General features: G+C 61.5%; 16 protein-coding genes and 1 pseudogene. 10 read left to right on the top strand and 7 right to left on the bottom strand.

From position 1 onward, the window contains the following. From J2805_RS20750 to J2805_RS20740, 3 genes are all read left to right on the top strand, one after another. Positions 1-2031, top strand: a complete 2031-nt coding sequence (locus J2805_RS20750; protein ID WP_309979664.1) for a tripartite tricarboxylate transporter permease — start codon at positions 1-3, stop codon at positions 2029-2031. Positions 2032-2074: 43 nt separating this feature from the next. Beyond that, a complete protein-coding gene (locus J2805_RS20745) occupies positions 2075-2455 on the top strand; it encodes a universal stress protein (RefSeq protein ID WP_309979662.1) in 381 nt (126 codons plus the stop codon). A 194-nt stretch (positions 2456-2649) separates the two neighbouring features. Continuing rightward, positions 2650-2907, top strand: a complete 258-nt coding sequence (locus J2805_RS20740) for a hypothetical protein (RefSeq protein WP_309979660.1) — start codon at positions 2650-2652, stop codon at positions 2905-2907. A gap of 255 nt (positions 2908-3162) precedes the next feature. On the opposite strand, the gene J2805_RS20735 is transcribed toward J2805_RS20740, so the two are convergent. After that, positions 3163-4101: a LysR family transcriptional regulator gene (locus J2805_RS20735; RefSeq protein WP_309979658.1), complete on the bottom strand. Its 939-nt coding sequence runs from the start codon at positions 4099-4101 to the stop codon at positions 3163-3165. Between the two features lie 839 nt (positions 4102-4940). Between J2805_RS20735 and J2805_RS20730 the strand changes: the two genes are divergently transcribed. Then, positions 4941-5261: a hypothetical protein gene (locus tag J2805_RS20730; protein ID WP_309979657.1), complete on the top strand. Its 321-nt coding sequence runs from the start codon at positions 4941-4943 to the stop codon at positions 5259-5261. 36 nt (positions 5262-5297) lie between these two features. Here J2805_RS20730 and J2805_RS20725 read toward each other — a convergent pair whose 3' ends face one another. The 3 genes from J2805_RS20725 to J2805_RS20715 all read right to left on the bottom strand — a co-directional run bounded on the left by J2805_RS20725 (position 5298) and on the right by J2805_RS20715 (position 7764). After that, positions 5298-5810 (bottom strand): DUF805 domain-containing protein, encoded by a 513-nt coding sequence (locus J2805_RS20725; RefSeq protein WP_309979654.1) that lies wholly within the window; start codon positions 5808-5810, stop codon positions 5298-5300. A 165-nt stretch (positions 5811-5975) separates the two neighbouring features. Continuing rightward, positions 5976-6173 carry a hypothetical protein gene (locus J2805_RS20720; protein WP_309979653.1) on the bottom strand — a complete coding sequence of 66 codons (198 nt, stop codon included), beginning with the start codon at positions 6171-6173 and terminating at the stop codon, positions 5976-5978. Positions 6174-7050: 877 nt separating this feature from the next. Next, entirely contained in the window at positions 7051-7764 is a 714-nt protein-coding gene (locus J2805_RS20715; protein WP_309979650.1) for a TetR/AcrR family transcriptional regulator, read from the bottom strand. A gap of 112 nt (positions 7765-7876) precedes the next feature. On the opposite strand from J2805_RS20715, the gene J2805_RS20710 reads away from it, so the two are divergent. The 3 genes and pseudogenes from J2805_RS20710 to J2805_RS20705 form a co-directional block, all read left to right on the top strand. Then, positions 7877-8908 carry an Atu2307/SP_0267 family LLM class monooxygenase gene (locus tag J2805_RS20710; protein ID WP_309979648.1) on the top strand — a complete coding sequence of 344 codons (1032 nt, stop codon included), beginning with the start codon at positions 7877-7879 and terminating at the stop codon, positions 8906-8908. Positions 8909-8992: 84 nt separating this feature from the next. Next, positions 8993-9403: a DoxX family protein gene (locus tag J2805_RS24005; protein WP_396134450.1), complete on the top strand. Its 411-nt coding sequence runs from the start codon at positions 8993-8995 to the stop codon at positions 9401-9403. A 957-nt stretch (positions 9404-10360) separates the two neighbouring features. Then, positions 10361-10608 (top strand): annotated as a pseudogene (locus tag J2805_RS20705) (SGNH/GDSL hydrolase family protein); the annotation flags it as partial. 543 nt (positions 10609-11151) lie between these two features. Here the strand turns inward: J2805_RS20705 and J2805_RS20700 are convergent. From J2805_RS20700 to J2805_RS20690, 3 genes are all read right to left on the bottom strand, one after another. Then, complete coding sequence (locus tag J2805_RS20700) at positions 11152-11406, bottom strand: hypothetical protein (RefSeq protein ID WP_309979646.1); 255 nt, start codon at positions 11404-11406, stop codon at positions 11152-11154. Positions 11407-11901: 495 nt separating this feature from the next. Further along, complete coding sequence (locus tag J2805_RS20695; RefSeq protein ID WP_309979645.1) at positions 11902-12180, bottom strand: hypothetical protein; 279 nt, start codon at positions 12178-12180, stop codon at positions 11902-11904. Positions 12181-12312: 132 nt separating this feature from the next. Further along, on the bottom strand, positions 12313-12441 hold the full coding sequence (locus J2805_RS20690) for a hypothetical protein (protein ID WP_309979643.1): 129 nt from the start codon (positions 12439-12441) through the stop codon (positions 12313-12315). A gap of 1341 nt (positions 12442-13782) precedes the next feature. Between J2805_RS20690 and J2805_RS20685 the strand changes: the two genes are divergently transcribed. The 3 genes from J2805_RS20685 to J2805_RS20675 are packed head-to-tail and all read left to right on the top strand — an operon-like array spanning position 13783 to position 16591. Further along, on the top strand, positions 13783-14853 hold the full coding sequence (locus J2805_RS20685; protein ID WP_309979641.1) for an ABC transporter substrate-binding protein: 1071 nt from the start codon (positions 13783-13785) through the stop codon (positions 14851-14853). Then, complete coding sequence (locus J2805_RS20680) at positions 14853-15746, top strand: carbohydrate ABC transporter permease (protein WP_309979639.1); 894 nt, start codon at positions 14853-14855, stop codon at positions 15744-15746. The genes J2805_RS20685 and J2805_RS20680 overlap by 1 nt, the downstream gene beginning before the upstream one ends. After that, positions 15743-16591 (top strand): carbohydrate ABC transporter permease, encoded by an 849-nt coding sequence (locus tag J2805_RS20675; RefSeq protein WP_309979636.1) that lies wholly within the window; start codon positions 15743-15745, stop codon positions 16589-16591. Before J2805_RS20680 ends, J2805_RS20675 begins: the two co-directional genes overlap by 4 nt. Position 16592 lies beyond the last annotated feature (1 nt).

Raw genomic sequence — 16592 nt, 5'->3', positions numbered from 1 at the left:
ATGCTTGATTCAGCAATGGCAGCGCTGGCATCCCTCGCTGACCCCTCCCTCCTCATCATGCTCCTGATCGGCACCGTCGCCGGCCTGATCATGGGCCTCATCCCCGGACTCGGCGGCACGGGCGCCGTCGCGATCCTCCTGCCCATCACGTTCGGAATGGAACCGCCCCAGGCTCTGGCCCTCCTCATTGGCGCCCTCGCAGTAGTTCATACTTCGGACACCGTCTCGGCGGTTTTGCTCGGCGCCCCGGGCTCCGCGTCAGCCAGCGTCACCATGCTCGACGGATACGCCATGGCAAAGAAAGGACAGGCGGCCCGAGCCCTAACCCTGGCATTCCTTTCCTCCATGGCCGGCGGCATCATCGGCGCGGTCGGCCTGACCCTGGCGATCCCACTGGCCCGGCCGCTCGTCCTGTCCTTCGCGAGTCCCGAGCTCTTCATGTTGACCGTCCTCGGTGTATCTTTGGCGGCAGTCCTGTCACGGGGAAACATCATCAAGGGCGTCTCGGCAGGCCTCCTTGGCCTGATCCTGGGAATGGTTGGCACCTCACCGACCACAGCGGAGGAACGCTTCACCTTCGGCAGCCTCTTCCTCGGCGACGGCCTGTCACTCGTCGCCGTTGCCCTGGGCATCTTCGGTCTGGCCGAAATCGCATCCCGCGCCAGCCAGCGCCGCGGAGAAAAGCAAACCATCAGCCTTGGTGGCGGATGGGGCCAGGGCATCCGGGAATGGCTTACCCATTGGACCCAGGTCATCCGGGGAGCGCTCATCGGTATCTGGGCAGGCGTCCTGCCCGGCGTCGGCGCCACCGCCGGAACCTGGATGGCCTACGGCCAGGCCGTCGCAACCGCCAAAGACAAGCGACAGTTCGGCAAGGGCGACCCACGCGGCATTGTCGGCCCCGAAAGTGCCAACAACTCCGTTGAAGCCGGCGACCTGATCCCCACCCTCCTCTTCGGCATCCCCGGCGGCGTGCCCTCCGCGATGCTCCTGGGAATGCTCCTCACTTACGGCATCCAGCCCGGCCCCTCCATCATCACCGAACACCTCGACCTGATGTACCTGATCGTCTGGTCCTTCGCGATTGCCTCGATCCTCGGCGCGCTGCTCTGCTTCCTCAGCGTCAAACAGCTCGCAAAACTGACCAAGGTCCCCTTCGCCGTCCTGGCAGCAGGCCTTGTCGCCATCATGCTCCTGGGCTCATTTCAGGAAGGCGGCCAGCTCGGCGACCTCTGGATCATGATCATCCTCGGAGTCTTCGGCTGGCTGCTGAAATCGACAGGGTTCCCCCGGGCACCGTTCCTGATCGGTTTCGTCCTGGCTATCCCGCTGGAACGCTACTACTTCCTCACTGACAGCCTCTACGAAGGCTTCGACTGGATGGCCCGCCCCGGCGTCATGGTCTTCCTGGCAATCCTGATCCTGCCGATGATCTGGGCGTTCATTAAGTTCATCCGCGCCCGCCGGCACACCAACCTAGACGATGGTCACCGGGACGAACAGCCCGAGGACGACGAAGCTCCGCTAAAGAATTCAACCTGGTCCCTCGCAGCATCAGGCGTCTTCTTCGTCGCCTTCGCCGCCGCCTTAATCTCGTCCGCTTCATTCTCGCCGGAAGCCAGGCTGGTCCCCCAGCTGGTGAGCACCGGAGGCCTGATCTTCTCCGGCATCCTGCTCTTCATTGAGATCCGGAGAAGGCTTCGCGGCAGAACCCCGAAGGCAGATCAGACCATCTCTGAGGAGGCGGGGGGCATCCTGAGCACACAACAGCCCGCGAGGGCAGGTTGGACCCTTGACGCGAAGTTCGCGTTGAAGACCTTCCTATGGATGACAGGCTTCCTGGCTCTCACGGCCGCCTTCGGATACCTGATAGCAGTCACGATCTTCATCCCGGCCTTCCTCCTGATAGTCGCAAGGGCACGTCTCAAGGTGGCCATCATCTACACCGGCGTCCTGTACATCGTGCTCCTGGCACTGCCATCGCTGCTGCCGATTGACCTGCCGCAGGGCTGGCTCAACACCCTCGTCTAGCACCGGAACACCCTGCACACCCAAAGCCATTGGAGAATCAAAAATGACGGTACTCGTAGCCTACGCATCCGCCCCCGAAGGCAGGGAGGCGCTAACTGAGGGGATCAAGGAAGCCCATCGGCGGAAGTCAGACCTGCTCATCGTGAATATCGGCCGTGGCCACCACGACCTGGACGCGCAGGAACTACAGGAGCTCGAAGGCCAACTGACCGAGGCCGGCCTTGCCCTGACCATCGAATCCTCGATACTGGCCGATCCGGGGGACGCGGTCATCCAGATCGCCCAGGACCGCAACGTCGAAGTGATTGTCATTGGACTGAGGCACCGGTCCATGGTGGGCAAGCTCATCCTGGGAAGCACCGTCCAGCGCATTCTGCTCGACGCGACCTGCCCCGTACTCGCAGTCCGGGCCGACAAGCTCTGACCCGGCGCTATTGACTGCCGGACACACTGTCCGGCGAGCATGCTGCCGTTCCCGCACTCCATCGCAACAGGTAGCCCGACGGACGGGCGCGAGGACAGCGCAGCATGCAACGGCGAGGCAGGGTGACCAGACGGTTGCCCTGCCCCTCCTTTACTATCCAGAACTATATGCCCCCCAGATCAAGGACAACCGAGATGAACACCCGCTCTCGCATGGCCAAGCCCCACACTGGATCCCTGAGGCCCGAACCCATCCCCAACTGGTCCACACTTTCGCGCACCGATGAAGTGGAAATCCACAATCACGGACGAGTCATAGCGTCAGGGCGCATCGATATGCTCGCCCTGGACGGCAGCATGCTCTGGCTGCAGCAGGACGACGGACAGGGCCGGGCGCTGTTCCTGCACAGCGACGGGATGCGTGTGTACCGGCGACCAGTCAACCAAAGTTGAGCTGACGGGTCCCAAGGCAGATACGACTTGCCAACCGCCGCAGAAGTCCTGGCACAGATCGCCGACGGCGTGGCCGCCCCAGGGCTACTGCTGCCTTCTGGGCTGCCGGGTCTGAACGTCCGGCAGTGGCCTGGGCGTATGCGTGTCCTAAATGGCCGGGTGGTGGGGGCCTGACGTTCGCAGGAGCCCAATAGACCCACAACCGACAAGCTGTCCGCGCACTCCCTGAATCATCGAGAATGGGATCAGGCAGGGTTAGATATAGTCCCCAGCTCGTTCCCGTGCGATCTCCAGGAGGGTGGAATGGAAAGCGACCTCGGCCGGGGCGTAGACCTTATCCTGGCGCTGGGCCAGCAACACACGCCTTAGCGGAGCGGCAGAACCGAGGCTTAGGACCTTCACGTCCGGGTGCTGTAAAGCCATTGCGGTCTTGGGCACCATGGCCACGCCCATTCCGACGCTGACCATGGCCTGAACCTCCTGGTAGTCGTTGGCCAAGAAGCCGATTGTCGGTTCAAATCCCGCATCCTGGGCGGAGCGTTGCAGCACCTCAACGACCGGATGTGCTTCTGCGCGCACTATCCACGATTCCTTGCGCAGATCCTTCATGCTCACCTGCTCGCGGTCTGCTAGCGGATGGCTGCGGGACACCAGGATCACAGTGCTTTCCTGGAAGACTTCTGTCACCACAATGGACTCGTCAAGAAACCGATCCCAAGGGTAGTCCCAGAGCAGGCACAGGCCCGTGGCCCCGGACTGGAGGTCGGCTACGAGTTCATTGAAGCGGGCGCTGCGCAGGGAAAGACTGATCGCCGGGTAACGCTTCTTGAAGGTCCGGATGACGAGGGGCAAGAAGGACCCGGCCAGGGTGGGAAAGGTCCCCACGGTCAGAGATCCGCGCTTAAGGCCGGCAATCTCGCCTAGGTCGGACCGGGCTGCGCGCATCTGCTGGACTATTCTCCGGGCGTGCCCCGCAAGTACCTGACCGGCCTCGGTGGGCACCACCCCGCGGGACCGCCGGTTTAACAGGGGCTGCCCAACCTCTTGTTCGAGCTTTCGCAACTGCTGGGAGACGGCGGAGGGAGTGTACATCATCACCTCAGCCGCGGCCGTGATGGATCCCTGCTCGACCACCTCGAGCAGCAGCGCCAGCCGCCTGACGTCAAACAGATCCTGGCCCTCTTCGTCTACCAACGTTCCACCCTTCCGAGAGGCTCGAGTACCGACAAGGACGGATAACCATGCGGGTCCACGCCTCTCCTGTCTAGGAGTCGCGACCCGTAGTCGTACTCTCAACCGGCACGAATTAAGCAATGCTACATCCCCTTTTGGAAATCCCACATTGTCTAAATCTGTGATTTGGCTCAAAGTCTTTGTAAGACCCCAAGCAAACTCGGCATGCGGTGCAGGCACCAGGTGGAAAGCCAAGCGGCATGGATGCCCGCAGGCACCTGCAAGTGCTGGATGCTCAAGGTGGCTGACACACCTTAAGACCAGAGCCCCGCTGCCCACCCGAAACGTGGGTAATCGGGACTTAATGCAGGAGCAGAACAGAACACTGCTCATCAGCGCTGGCCCCACGCCCGCACTATCATCCAGTTCCCGGAGGCCTCAGGCAGCGCAGTCGCCGCTGCCGGCTGCCGTACAACGTAGGTTTCTTCCTGCTCCATCCTGGGAAGATCGGCCACGACTTCTCTGCATGGAGAAACGACCGGTCGCCCCCTGAGAACGCCCTTTGAGGGATCCTCACCGGACGCGGAGTATGGTTCTTGGGCTCTGGTTCGGTCCAGTCTGTGGTTTCGAGGAAGGCATCGTTTCGAATCCGGCGTATGAGACGGTGTGAGCCGCTTACTTTAGTGGCTTGGAGCACGTAATCCCTCAGGACGAACCATAACCGATCGGCGGACCACCAATTTGTAGGGGTGAATCTGTATTCGTGGTCTTCCCTCCTCAAGAGGTTGGGAAGCATTTCAACGGCGCCCTTCCAGAGATGATACGGGTCTTCGGGATCAATTCCTGCGGGCAGACCAGCCATGCATGCGAAGTATCCGGTATCACTTCCTTTAACCTCGGCGGAGGCGATCACGCTAATGAGCGTTCCGAAAGACGCGAGATCCATCGAACCTTCCGGTGGCGGTTGGATGGAAACCGGAAAGGACTCAGAACACCATCGGTTGTCTCTGTTCGCCGTCATGCAGGGCAAGCCGTACAACCAGTCCGTCAAGGTCACAGTCACCGAGGATGAAGAGCCGGCCATCTGGGCCTGGCTGGCCGGACGCGCCGAGACGATGCGCGCCATGTGGGAGCCCGTTCCTGGGGCAGGTCGGACAAGCAGAAAGCCCCGCAGTCAGTGACGGCGGGGCTTTCACGGCTTCAGATGAAGCTGGTTACTAGCTGCTGGGCTGGTCGAACCGCTGACCGGCCGGGTCCGGTCCCAAGACCATGAACACGAGCAGGATGATTCCACCCAGGAAAGGAATCAGCCCGAGCAGAAGCAACCATCCGCTTTTATTGCTGTCGTGCAGACGACGGACCGACAGCGCCAGGGACGGCACGATAGTAGCCAAACCCCAGATGACTAGCAGTATCAGCCCGAAGATGGCGCCTGGGCCGTACTGGGGTGTGCTGCTGATTGACGACGTCGACGTGGTGCCGACGCTGATGATGATGTTCAGGATGATGCTGACGACGACGGAGACCAAGGTCCACCACCAGTATTCACTCCGGCTGGCCCGGCCAGTGAACGTGGCGTACTTCTTGTAGAAGCGCTTCACGGCTGCCTGGAACGGTGCTCCGTAGTAGGGCGCCCAGAGCGGCGGTTCGCCCTGCCAAGATTGCGGTTGCTGCGGATACGGCTGCTGCGAAGGATAAGGCTGTTGCGACGGGTATTGCGGGTTGCTCACGGTTTCCCCCATTGAATTCGATGTGATGAGACGCGCTCATCGTACGGCTCCTTGCCGACGAAAAGTTCAATACTCACGGAAATTTACGCCGAGTTTCCCTGGACGGCGGCAGTCAGGTCACACAAAAGGGGTGGCACAAAACGTGCCGCCCCCTTTTTCTGGAGGCTACTTGACGAGTCGAAGGACCGGTCTGCGGAACGTGAGCAACGCGCCTGGCTGGAGGAGGAACACGGTTGGGAGCGCCAGAAGCGCCAGGAGCGCCAGCAACGACAGTCCGTTGAAGATCGGCTGGCTGATTCCGATGTCGAGTGCGGCGGCGAGGATCAGAATCTGGAGTACTTTTCGGGTTCTCATGTCTTCCATGTGTGCGGTCCTTCACACTCCGGTCACCGGCAGGGCGGTGGCCATCAGCTGTACTCGTGACGGAGGGCTGCGCGGAGCTGGGCGTTGCGTGTGCTGACCCACCTCGCCGAAGACAACTGACGATGGAGCGCCTCCTCGCATACACGCAGAGGACCGCTCTGCCCCTCCTCCCAAAATGCTGTGGGGGACTGTCTGATGGACGTGGATCCAGTTTGGCCTGACCGGGCCGGTCGGATCAACGTCAACCCTGCCATCCTCGTCGACGTCTTAGAACGCCATTTCGAACTCGCGTGCTCCGAAGATCAAGCACCGAGCGTTCAGGAGGTATGCACGCCTTCTCGGCCGTAACACTCGGGTGAGCTGGGCACGTAGCGGTTCGCGGATCGCGTGAACCGGTGCCGCTCGCCGGCTCTGACCGCTACCACCTGGTCCGTCCGGGCCTCCAGCATCGCTGTCGCGGCATCACCTCCCGTCTACGCTCCGGAGGAAAGCGCGAATGACTTCGTTGAATTAGCGGGATTTTCTGTCATCGGATAGTTTCCGATGCCCGGCAATCGTGCGATCCGGGCCAGCCGGGGAGTTGTCGAGCATCCGCAGCTTCTTCCCACAGCCGAAAACTCGAATGCAGTCATCCCACCGCCGAGTCGTGCAATGAGGTACCCAGCACCGGAGCCCTGTTGTCGGCCCGCTCTTGTGGTTCCTTGAGGGGGCGCAGAAGAGGCTGCGGACGCCCGGAACGCTGACGGGCCTTATGCACTTAACCGAACCTCCGGTCTCACCTGCATGCCGGGGATTCTGATAAATACCCAAATCCACGCCGACCACCGCAAGAACCCATGATGTCTAAGACGCTGCCGCTCCTAACGCTAGCAGCGTCTTAGGATTCGGCGCCCTTCTTCATCGCTCCTGCCGGACGGCGCGGATCCCGGAGTCGCGGGCGCATCATCGTGCGTGCGACTTGGCTGGGCTTCATCGGCGGTTCGGTGAGGGGTGTCGCCCTGTCTGGCCGGAGGCCGTCGAGGAAGAGCTCGACGTTGCGCCGCCACGCGCCGGGTGCCACATCCCTGGTGGCCTCTGCGATGCGACTGTTGGCGAGCATGATGAAGACGAGATCTTCGGCCGTGAAATCTGAACGAACCGCGCCCGACTCACGCGCCTGGCGAACGAGTTCTTCGATGAGTGCCTGAATCCGCCTGCGGAGCGCCACCAGTGTGTCGGATCCATCAAGTCGGGTGGTCATGAGGTTGAGATAGCCGCGGCTGTCAGCCTCGAGCGCGCAACTGGCCATGATGTAGCCGGAGAGGCCCGCCCACCTGTCTTCGTCCCGCAGGGCCTCTTCGACAAGGCGCAACTGCTCGTTCAAGGGGTCGACCAGGACAACGCCCCACAAATCCGACCGGCTGGGGAAGTGTCGGTAGAGAGTGCCAGCGCCAACTCCGGCCGACGTCGCAATGGCATCCAGTGACGCGTTGAGTCCCTCCGCCGCGAACGCAACCCGTGCTGCCTCAATGAGCGCTTCGCGATTGCGAAGGCTGTCGCTACGAGGGGCACGAGGGCGTAGCTGCCTGTCTTCCGGATCCTTGCTCGGCATGATGCAACACCTCATTTTCGTCATCGGGAATACGGAGATGGATCTACGCATTACACCTACCGGAGACAGCTCTCCACAACACTAAGAATGGGAGATTACCATGGAGTTGGGTGTGTATTCCTTTGCAGAAGCCGTTGCGGACCCGAACACCGGGCGCCGAATCAGTCCTCAGGAACGCCTGAAAGATCTCGTCGAGGAAATTGAGCTCGCCGATCAGGTTGGCCTCGACGTCTACGGGCTCGGAGAGCACCACCGAGAGGATTTTGCTGCTGCGAGTCCAGCTGTTGTCCTTGCGGCAGCCGCTGCACGAACCGAGAAGATTCGCCTCACCAGTGCCGTGACCGTCCTCAGTTCCTCCGATCCGGTGCGTGTACATCAGGATTTCGCGACTCTCGATCTGCTGTCGGCAGGCCGGGCGGAGATCATGGCGGGCCGCGGTGCATTCGTCGAGTCGTTCCCGCTGTTCGGATTCGATCTGTCCGATTACGACACCCTTTTCGAAGAGAAGCTGGATCTTCTTCTCAAGATCCGCGCTGATGAGAAAGTGACCTGGTCCGGTCGCCACCGTCCGCCACTCTCGGATCAGGGTGTATACCCGCGCCCGGAACAGGATCAGCTGCCCGTCTGGGTGGGAGTCGGCGGGTCGCCTTCCTCGGCCGTACGCGCCGGGAAGCTAGGGCTGCCGTTGTCTCTTGGCATCATCGCCGGAGACGTCCGCCGCTTCGCTCCACTGGTGGAGCTTTACCGTGCGACCGCACTCGAAGCCGGCCACCCGGAAAACGCGGTGAAGGTCAGCATCAACGCTCACGGCTATGTCGCCGACAGTAAGAAGCAGGCCATCGAGCTGAGCTACCCATACTTCCAGTCCGCGATGAGCGCCTTCCTGAACACGCCCTTCTCGGCACTGCCGACGAAGCAGCACTACGGCGCAGACACCGCCCTGCAGGGAGCCCTCGTCGCCGGTTCCCCCGAGGAAGTGGCCGAGAAAATCCTGTTCCAGCAGAGCATCTTCGGCAACGGGCGCTTCCTCATGCAAATCAGCGTCGGCACGATGCCACACCACGAGGTCATGCGGGCCATCGAACTGCTGGGCACCCGCGTAGCCCCGATCGTTCGCGTCGAATCCCTCGTCTCTGCAACCTGATGACAACCATCCGCTTCGCGGACGCCGACACGGCCGTCGAAGTGGAACCGGGCTCCTTCAGGGAGCCTCACCGAACAAAAGCGAATCCGTGCGCCTGCATCACCACGGACAACCAATCACCCACCATCGTCCAAACGGGGTAACACCAATGTTCATTGCAGCATCCATCCTCAGTGTCCTCTTCTCGGCCGTGCTCGTCTTCTCCGCAATCGGCAAGATCCGCAAAGACCCACACCAGATAGCCGTCCTGGAGCTTGTGAAAGCGACCAAAGCGGCACCACTGCTCGCCACACACTCGAACTCGCCGCCGCGGCCGGTCTGCTCGCCGGTCTCGCCTTCTGGCCCATCGGAATCGCAGCCGGCATCGGCGCAGTTCTCTACTTCGCCGGGGCGATCGTCGCGCACCTGCGGGTCGGGGACCGCGCCGTGACCAGTTCTGCCGTTCTGCTCGGAATCAGCGTCACCGCGGTCGTTCTCAGGGCCCTGACACTCTAACCTCGCTGCGCGCGACGACCCCTCCTCATCCCGGACAGCCGGGAAGGAGAGGGGTTCGTCGACGTACCTAAAGTTCGCAACTGGTTCCTGCTCTGTGGACTCACCGTCAACCCCAGCAGCGCGCACCGGATACCCGATCCTGACGGCGGGTGGGCTACGCCGCGTCAGCCTCCGCCGCAGGGCTTCCACAGGCAGGACACGAAGCCGTTGGCGTTGTGACTTCCTCCCTTCGTCCCCTGCATACAACGCGACCGTTGAAGGATCCGAGCGGGCACTCCGCTGCCAGGACTACTCTGTGGTTTTGCTCCATCTCCCGCATCCCCCTGCCACTCCAGGATTCCCTACGGGCCTGAACATCCTCTGCCGACGCGTGGACGCGCTGCTGGTTCTCGGGGCCGGCACACTGGAAAAGGACCAGATCGAGCAACTGCAGCGGAGTGGAATCCGCACTTTGTGATCGGTATGCACAGCGAAGCAGGAGGACGGTGAGGTACGAGCTGCAACCACCGCAATCCGCCACCTGGTTCAGCTCGGGCACACGGACCTGGCCTTCTTCCATGGCGAACTTGCGGCCGCGTCCCGGATCCGTCTGCAAGCAGACGGAATGGAACACTGGAGCGCTCTGAACGCTGATGGCATGTAGCTAAGGGAAGTCCGGATTGAAAGTCGGCCCGGGGGTGATCAGTAACAGCCGGACGGCGTTCAGCCGTCTTTGGGCCGAGCCCGGGTCAAATCAAGGTCGTATTCGTCTGCCGAATGGGTTCGGACTGCCATGGAACTCGGCGCATAAGCAGGGTCGACCACGACCGAAAGCCATGCTCCTTTTCGACGTGGCGCCGTTCCTGACATCGAGCCGGGCGGGCATGGCGCCCGCCGAGTAGGTGGGAGCAGTATGAGGGAACGAACGCTCCCAGCGCCGACAGTCCGCAGGGTGGTTCCGTTGATCCCCGTGCCCGCCTGCATCCGTGGAGCCGTTATGTGGCCCTGGGTGATTCGTTCACGGAAGGTGTCGGAGATCCGGAGCCGGGCAGCCCGGGGGCCTGCGGGGCTGGGCGGACCGGGTCGCCGAAGAGCTGAGCATCGGGCACGAGGATTTCGCGTACGCGAACCTGGCTGTCCGTGGACTGCTGGTCCGGCAGATCCTGGATGAGCAGGTGGGCCCAGCGCTGGCCCTGCAGCCGGATCTGATCACGCTTAACGCCGGGGCAACTCCCCACAAAGGCATCGCTGCATTCCTAAGCCGGCCAGAAGGTAGCCGGGCGCCAATAGACAGTAAGCGAGGCCCGCCTACCCCGACACAACCCCAACCGCTGCGCCGCATTACAGGCTTCGACGCTGCACTTGGACAATGGAACCGACGACTTATGACAGCTTTGCTACGGTCGTCTGCGATCCGGCTACCAGAGCAGGAGCGGATGCGCGACGCCGTCTTCACGTTCATGAATAGTCCTCCAGTTAGGGAAAACCCCAACCTGACGTCAGGCAGGTCAGCCAAAGGACTGTCACAATAGGGTCCGATTCGGCATTTCTGACAATGGTTCCAGAAGGTCTCTGATCCCAGCCGGACTGAAGTGTCTCGTAAGACCTGGCGAGGACACCGAGATCGAGCCCAGGTTGCGAGACATAGCGACGCACATCGGAAAACCCAAAAACTGACGACCTATTAGGCATCTAACCGGCTTCAAAGCCCGCCGCCGTATCTCCGCGGCCACGATATCAAGGAGTACAAAATGGCAAGAGGACGGCCCTTACTGCAGTCCACCGCCCGGTCGAGAAAGGAGGAAAAGCGCATGAGTTGCATGCTGCCCAACGGAGCTGATCGCATCAGTGATTGGACAGTCCTGGCCCCAGGCGACGAGGTCTTCCTTGCCGGAAATAATGCATTCGCCTTTTCTGGTTCCGTTGATGCAGTAACCGAAGACGGTGCAATCCTTTGGCTGCACCTTGAAGACGGCGCCGGACGCCGGCTCTTCATGCGTGGCGAGGGCAACGAAGTCTGGCAACTCCGCCCCCTACTCAGTCTTAATGAGAAACGACGACGGGACCCGAGCCCGGGCGCTAATTGCAGCGAGTCTGTCCCCTCAGCACGAGACACAGAAGTTTCACGCGTGAAGGCGTCCTGCCAGTCAAGCAATCCGGCTACGGTCCGGAATTCGGTGTTGAAGGCATCCAAGCCGCCGACTTCCCGCAGGTCATCAACGGTTGACAGAGTCCACAGCCACACTGACTGGACGCGTGCATATTCGTTTTGAAACTGGCTCTGCCTGCTGAACAACCCGGCAGGCACGGGCCTGCACAAACTGTCGCCGAACACCGCCCCTTATGTTTTGCTGGCCTCCAGAACAAAGAAGAACGTGGCTCAAGGAATGTTCGTCCAGTTGGGGCACACCCCAACCTGACGTCAGTATTGAGCACAAACAGCATCAGAATCGAGTCCGGGCACCATTCCCTGACGCTGAATGGTCAAACTCTTACCACCAAATCTGACACGCTAAGCTCTAATCCTGGACCATGTCGTTTTGGAAGATCCGGTCACTCAGGTCATCACGGAGTACGCGGAACTGCCCGCCGTTGCCGTTCACCGTGCCGTCCAGGACGTACAAGCCCCGCCCGGCACCCGGACCCCCGGCGGCACGGTCGAGGGCGTCGATCAGGTGACGACCGAGATGCCCCTTCGGCCCAAGTGCCTTGATCTCCGTGAGTTCTTCCGCGGTCAGCCCTGCCAGCACCGCATTGATTTCCGCCATGACGCACCCTCCCCAGTTGTGCAGGCTCATGTTCGCCTTGGTACATAGGCTAGAGTATGGTGGCTGCCGCAACAAGGACGCGGCTCCTCCGCTTGCCCCGCGAGAGGCTAATGACCAGGCCGACCGCATCATGTTTCGTTCGGCAGGTAAAAGCCCTTTCCCTCAGGCCCGGGGTGAAGTGTCCAGGACCATTTGTGCGAGTTCCCTGGCCAACCGGACGGCGTCCGGGTGCTTGTCGAGCTGTGAGTTGGCGACTGCTCCGTCGTAGAGCAACCGGAGACGCGCCGCCACATCGGCGGCGTTACGATGAACCAGACCTATTGTCCTGTTTCACCTAAAGCTGCCGGGTCTGGCATCCTCCGGCCACAGAGGGCCTGCTAACTCGGAACTGAGAATCACGCCGGGTCGCCGCACCCGATATATGATCCCAAGCGCTGATTCGCGGGCGAACAGTGCAGCGCTGTGGGTCGTCACGTGCCCCGCACGTACCAAGGCGCCGAGCACTTCGTTAAAATTCTCGCGCACCACTGATCTGCGCGCCACTTCGTCAGGATAGGAAACAAGGGCGCAGCGACCAGACCAGAGCTCACGCTCATCGGCCATTGCAACCAACGTATGCATGAGCCTTTCCTCCTGAGGCGTCAGCCTCAGCGAAGTTATCCACTCCGCGAATAGCTTGCGCTGAGCGGTGGCGCCGGATTGGATCTTGTCACCCGGCGGCCACAAGGGTCCGAACGGGACGGGGCCAGGCACTACGCCTCTGCCCCTAAAGTACCGGCTGGCATCTTTTACCTTCCTTCCATACTGCAGGCGCCGTCGTGGTTATGCACGGGAGTCGCGGAGGCCGGGCTGTCGGAAGCGGCACTCCCGCGTTAAGCCGTAGGGAACGTCCCCGCTCAGGGCCACGGTGAATAGTTCCGGGCTGTGACGGGTGATCAGAATCCCGCGTTTGGGCAAAGTCGTTGCCCGAAGCCGCAAAAGCCTCTCGGCAATTGTGAGCAGCCGCTGCATTGCGGCCTTGTCCTGGGCGGTCACGGCAAGGGTGTGTTCGGATCTGGCCTCGATCACGTCATCCTCCGATGTGTTGGGGCGGCTGATTCGATGCGAATGCCCACGGGAACCGCTAAGTGCTTCTTTCCGCGCCGGAGCATCCGCAACTTTCGTTTAATCATGAGACAAAAGCTCCCGAGCGTCAATCCCGCTCCCCTTCCTTTACCTGAGGGGCGCCTGGAGAGTAGCCGCCACGGCAGAACCAACACGGGAGGGAAGCCCGGGCGGTAGCACACCCTTGACACCTCCAAACTTTCGTCTCATGATTAAACGAAAGTTTGTGCAGAGGCGCACATCCGATTGGAGTAGTCAATGAACGACACATTCTCACCCCCAGCTCTTCGCCCATCGCGGCGGAGTCTGCTGCTTGCGGGCTTGGGGACCGCCATGTCAGCCCCGTTTCTCTCTGCCTGTGCCGGTTTCGATACCAGCGGGGCCGCTGCGGGTCAGGGGACGGTCGGGTTCCTTTCAACACAGTTCACTCCTGTGGAGGAAAAGCAGCGCTATGAAACGGTGCTGAAGAAGTTCGTGAGGGTTCCCACGGCCTACAACGCCGTTGACCCTGGGGTCTTCGCCTCCACAGTGAAGTCCCAGACCAGTGCGAAAAACGTCCGCACCTCCTTGCTAGGCGGCCTGCACGGGGAACTGGCGCCGCTTTCAGAATCCCTGGAGGAGGTGGACGGCATCCTCAGGGACCTCTCCGGACGCGGGTTCACCAAAGAAATGCTTGAACTGACCAAGGTCGGCGGATCGAACTCCAAATACATCCCATGGATGCAGGCCACATACGTTGTCGCGGTCAACAAAAAGGCGTTGGAGTGGCTCCCCTCCGGTGTCGACGTCAACGACCTGACCTACGAAGGTTTTCTGGCATGGGCTAAGGCCGCCAAACAAGCCGCCGGACGCCCGGTCTTTGGGATGCCTGCCGGGCCCAAGGGACTCCACCACCGCTTCTATCAGGGGTTTCTGCTCCCAAGCTTCACCGGCGGGCAGATCACCACGTTCCGCAACCCCGACGCCGTGACTGCCTGGACCTACATGCAGGAACTATGGACGAATATGGCACCTGCCTCGACCAATTACGACGCCATGCAGGAACCGCTCGCCCGGGGTGAAGTGCTCGTCGCCTGGGACCACGTCGCCAGACTCGTGAACGCCCCCGCAAGCAAGCCCGACGACTGGCTGATGGTCCCGGCGCCCCGTGGACCAAAAGGACGCGGATATATGCTCATCGTCGCCGGTCTGGCTATCCCCAAGGGCGGCAAGGACCGCGATCTGGCCGAACAGGCAATCCGAGGGCTAGCGGAACCGCTGACTCAGGTCGAAACCCTTCGCCGGAACGCGTTCTTCCCGGTGGTTCAGACCGAGCTGCCCACGGACCTGACCGGCGCCATCGCGCTGGAAGCAGTCGCAGTCCGTCGCCAACAACGTTCCGCCGGGGCACTGCTGGCTCTGCCGCCCGTTGGTCTTGGAACAAAAGAAGGTGAAGTCTCCCAGATTTTCAAAAACTGCTTCCAGGAGATCTGCCTTAACAACGCCTCGGTCCAGCCCGTTCTCGACCGGCAGGCCGCCGAACTCAACACGATTCTGAAAGCACTCAATGTGCCGTGCTGGGCACCTGACCCAATCTCCACCAAGTGCGAGGTAGCGTAATGACAGTTCAAACCCCCACCGCCCCGGCCAGAACCGTGCTCAGGCCGCCGCAGCGCCGCGTTCCGCCGGCAGTGTGGCTCATCGGCCCCTCCGTGATCTTCATGGTGCTCCTGCTCGGCTGGCCCGTCATCGAGGGAGTGCTCCAGGCGTTCCAGAACGAAAAGGGGTTCACGCTAGACTTCGTCGCCCGCATGGTTCAGGACCCGTACTTCTGGCCAGCCGTGCGCAACACGCTGCTGCTGATCGTCATCATGATCCCGCTGCAGTTCGCCTTCGCCATAGGCATGGCACTGCTGTTGCGTTCGAATCCTCGGCTGCACAAAGTCCATTTCTTCGTGTGGGCCATACCGTTGGCGCTCAGCGACCTGGCCGCGGGTCTGGTGTGGCTCGCCATCTTCAACGACCGCGGCTACCTGAATTCAGCACTGTCCTGGCTCGGCCTGCAGGGGAGCTCCTGGCTGGCCTACGACAACCAGACCACCATGTTCATGTGCGTTCTCATCGCCGAACTTTGGCGGGCAACCTCGCTGGTCCTGGTCATCGTCGTCGCCGGTCTTCAAGGCATCCCCAAGGACTATGACGAAGCGGCACAGGTATTCGGGGCAACCTTCTGGCAGCGCCTGCGCCACGTCACCCTGCCGCTGCTAAAACCCAGCCTGCAGGTTGCCTTGATTCTGCGAACGATCCTGGCCTTCCAAACGTTCGCCGTCGCTCAGGCCCTGACGGGGCAGAACTTTCCTCTGGTCGTCGGGGAAACCTACCGCTGGTACACCGGTCTTCAAAACCCGAACGTCGCCGCGGCACTGGCCCTGGTCATCCTCGTCGTGTCGATGTTGACCTCGATCTTCTACCTGCGGGCCCTCCGCGACAAAAGCCAGGGAGGCAAACGATGACCCCTACGATCGCTACTGTTGATACCGCCCCGCTGAAACGCCAACAACGTAACAGGATCCTGCTCCAGGCAGGCTGCATCGCCATCTCGCTTTTCATGCTGATCCCGATCTACCTGATTTCACTGGCAGCCCTCTCGACCCGGGAATCGCTCAATGAGTTCCCTTTAAGCCTGCTGCCCACCAGCATCTCGTTCGAAACCCTCAACGCCTTCCTCGGATCAACGGGCATCTACGGAGCCCTGGGCAACTCCCTGATCGTCGGAGTCGGGACCCTACTTCTTTCCGCCCTGATTGGCGTCCCGGCCGGCTACGCACTGGCACGCTTTGCCTTTCCGGGCAAAGAACCGTATCAGCTGTTCCTGCTTTTCACCCGTGCCTTGCCCATCGTCGTGCTCTCCGTTCCCCTGGCCCGGCTATTCCTGACCGTGGACATCTACGACACCACCTACGGTGTCATCCTGCTGCACACCGCACTGGCGCTACCCACCACGATTCTCATCTCCGCCAGCGTGTTTCTGGGTGTCCCGATCGATGTTGAAGAGGCTGCCCGTGTGTTCGGCTGTACTCCCCTCGGGGCGTTCATGCGGGTCGTGATGCCGATGGCCCTGCCCGGCATCGCCGCCGCCTCAATCTTCACGTTCGTCATGTCCTGGAATGAAGTGCTCGGTGCCTCGATCCTGACTCTTGACCACCGCACACTGCCGGCGCAGGTACTCACCTCTTTGGCGGACTCACCCCTGGCCTACCGGTTCGCCGGCGGATTCGCCCTGGTGATTCCTTCAATCATTTTCATTGCCCTGATGCGCAGGTACCTCACCAACATGTGGGGCTCCACGATCCGCTAGT

The organism is Arthrobacter oryzae (genome assembly GCF_031454875.1).
Taxonomy (GTDB): Bacteria; Actinomycetota; Actinomycetes; order Actinomycetales; family Micrococcaceae; genus Arthrobacter; species Arthrobacter oryzae_D.
This window is presented reverse-complemented; position numbering and strand designations above follow the sequence as displayed.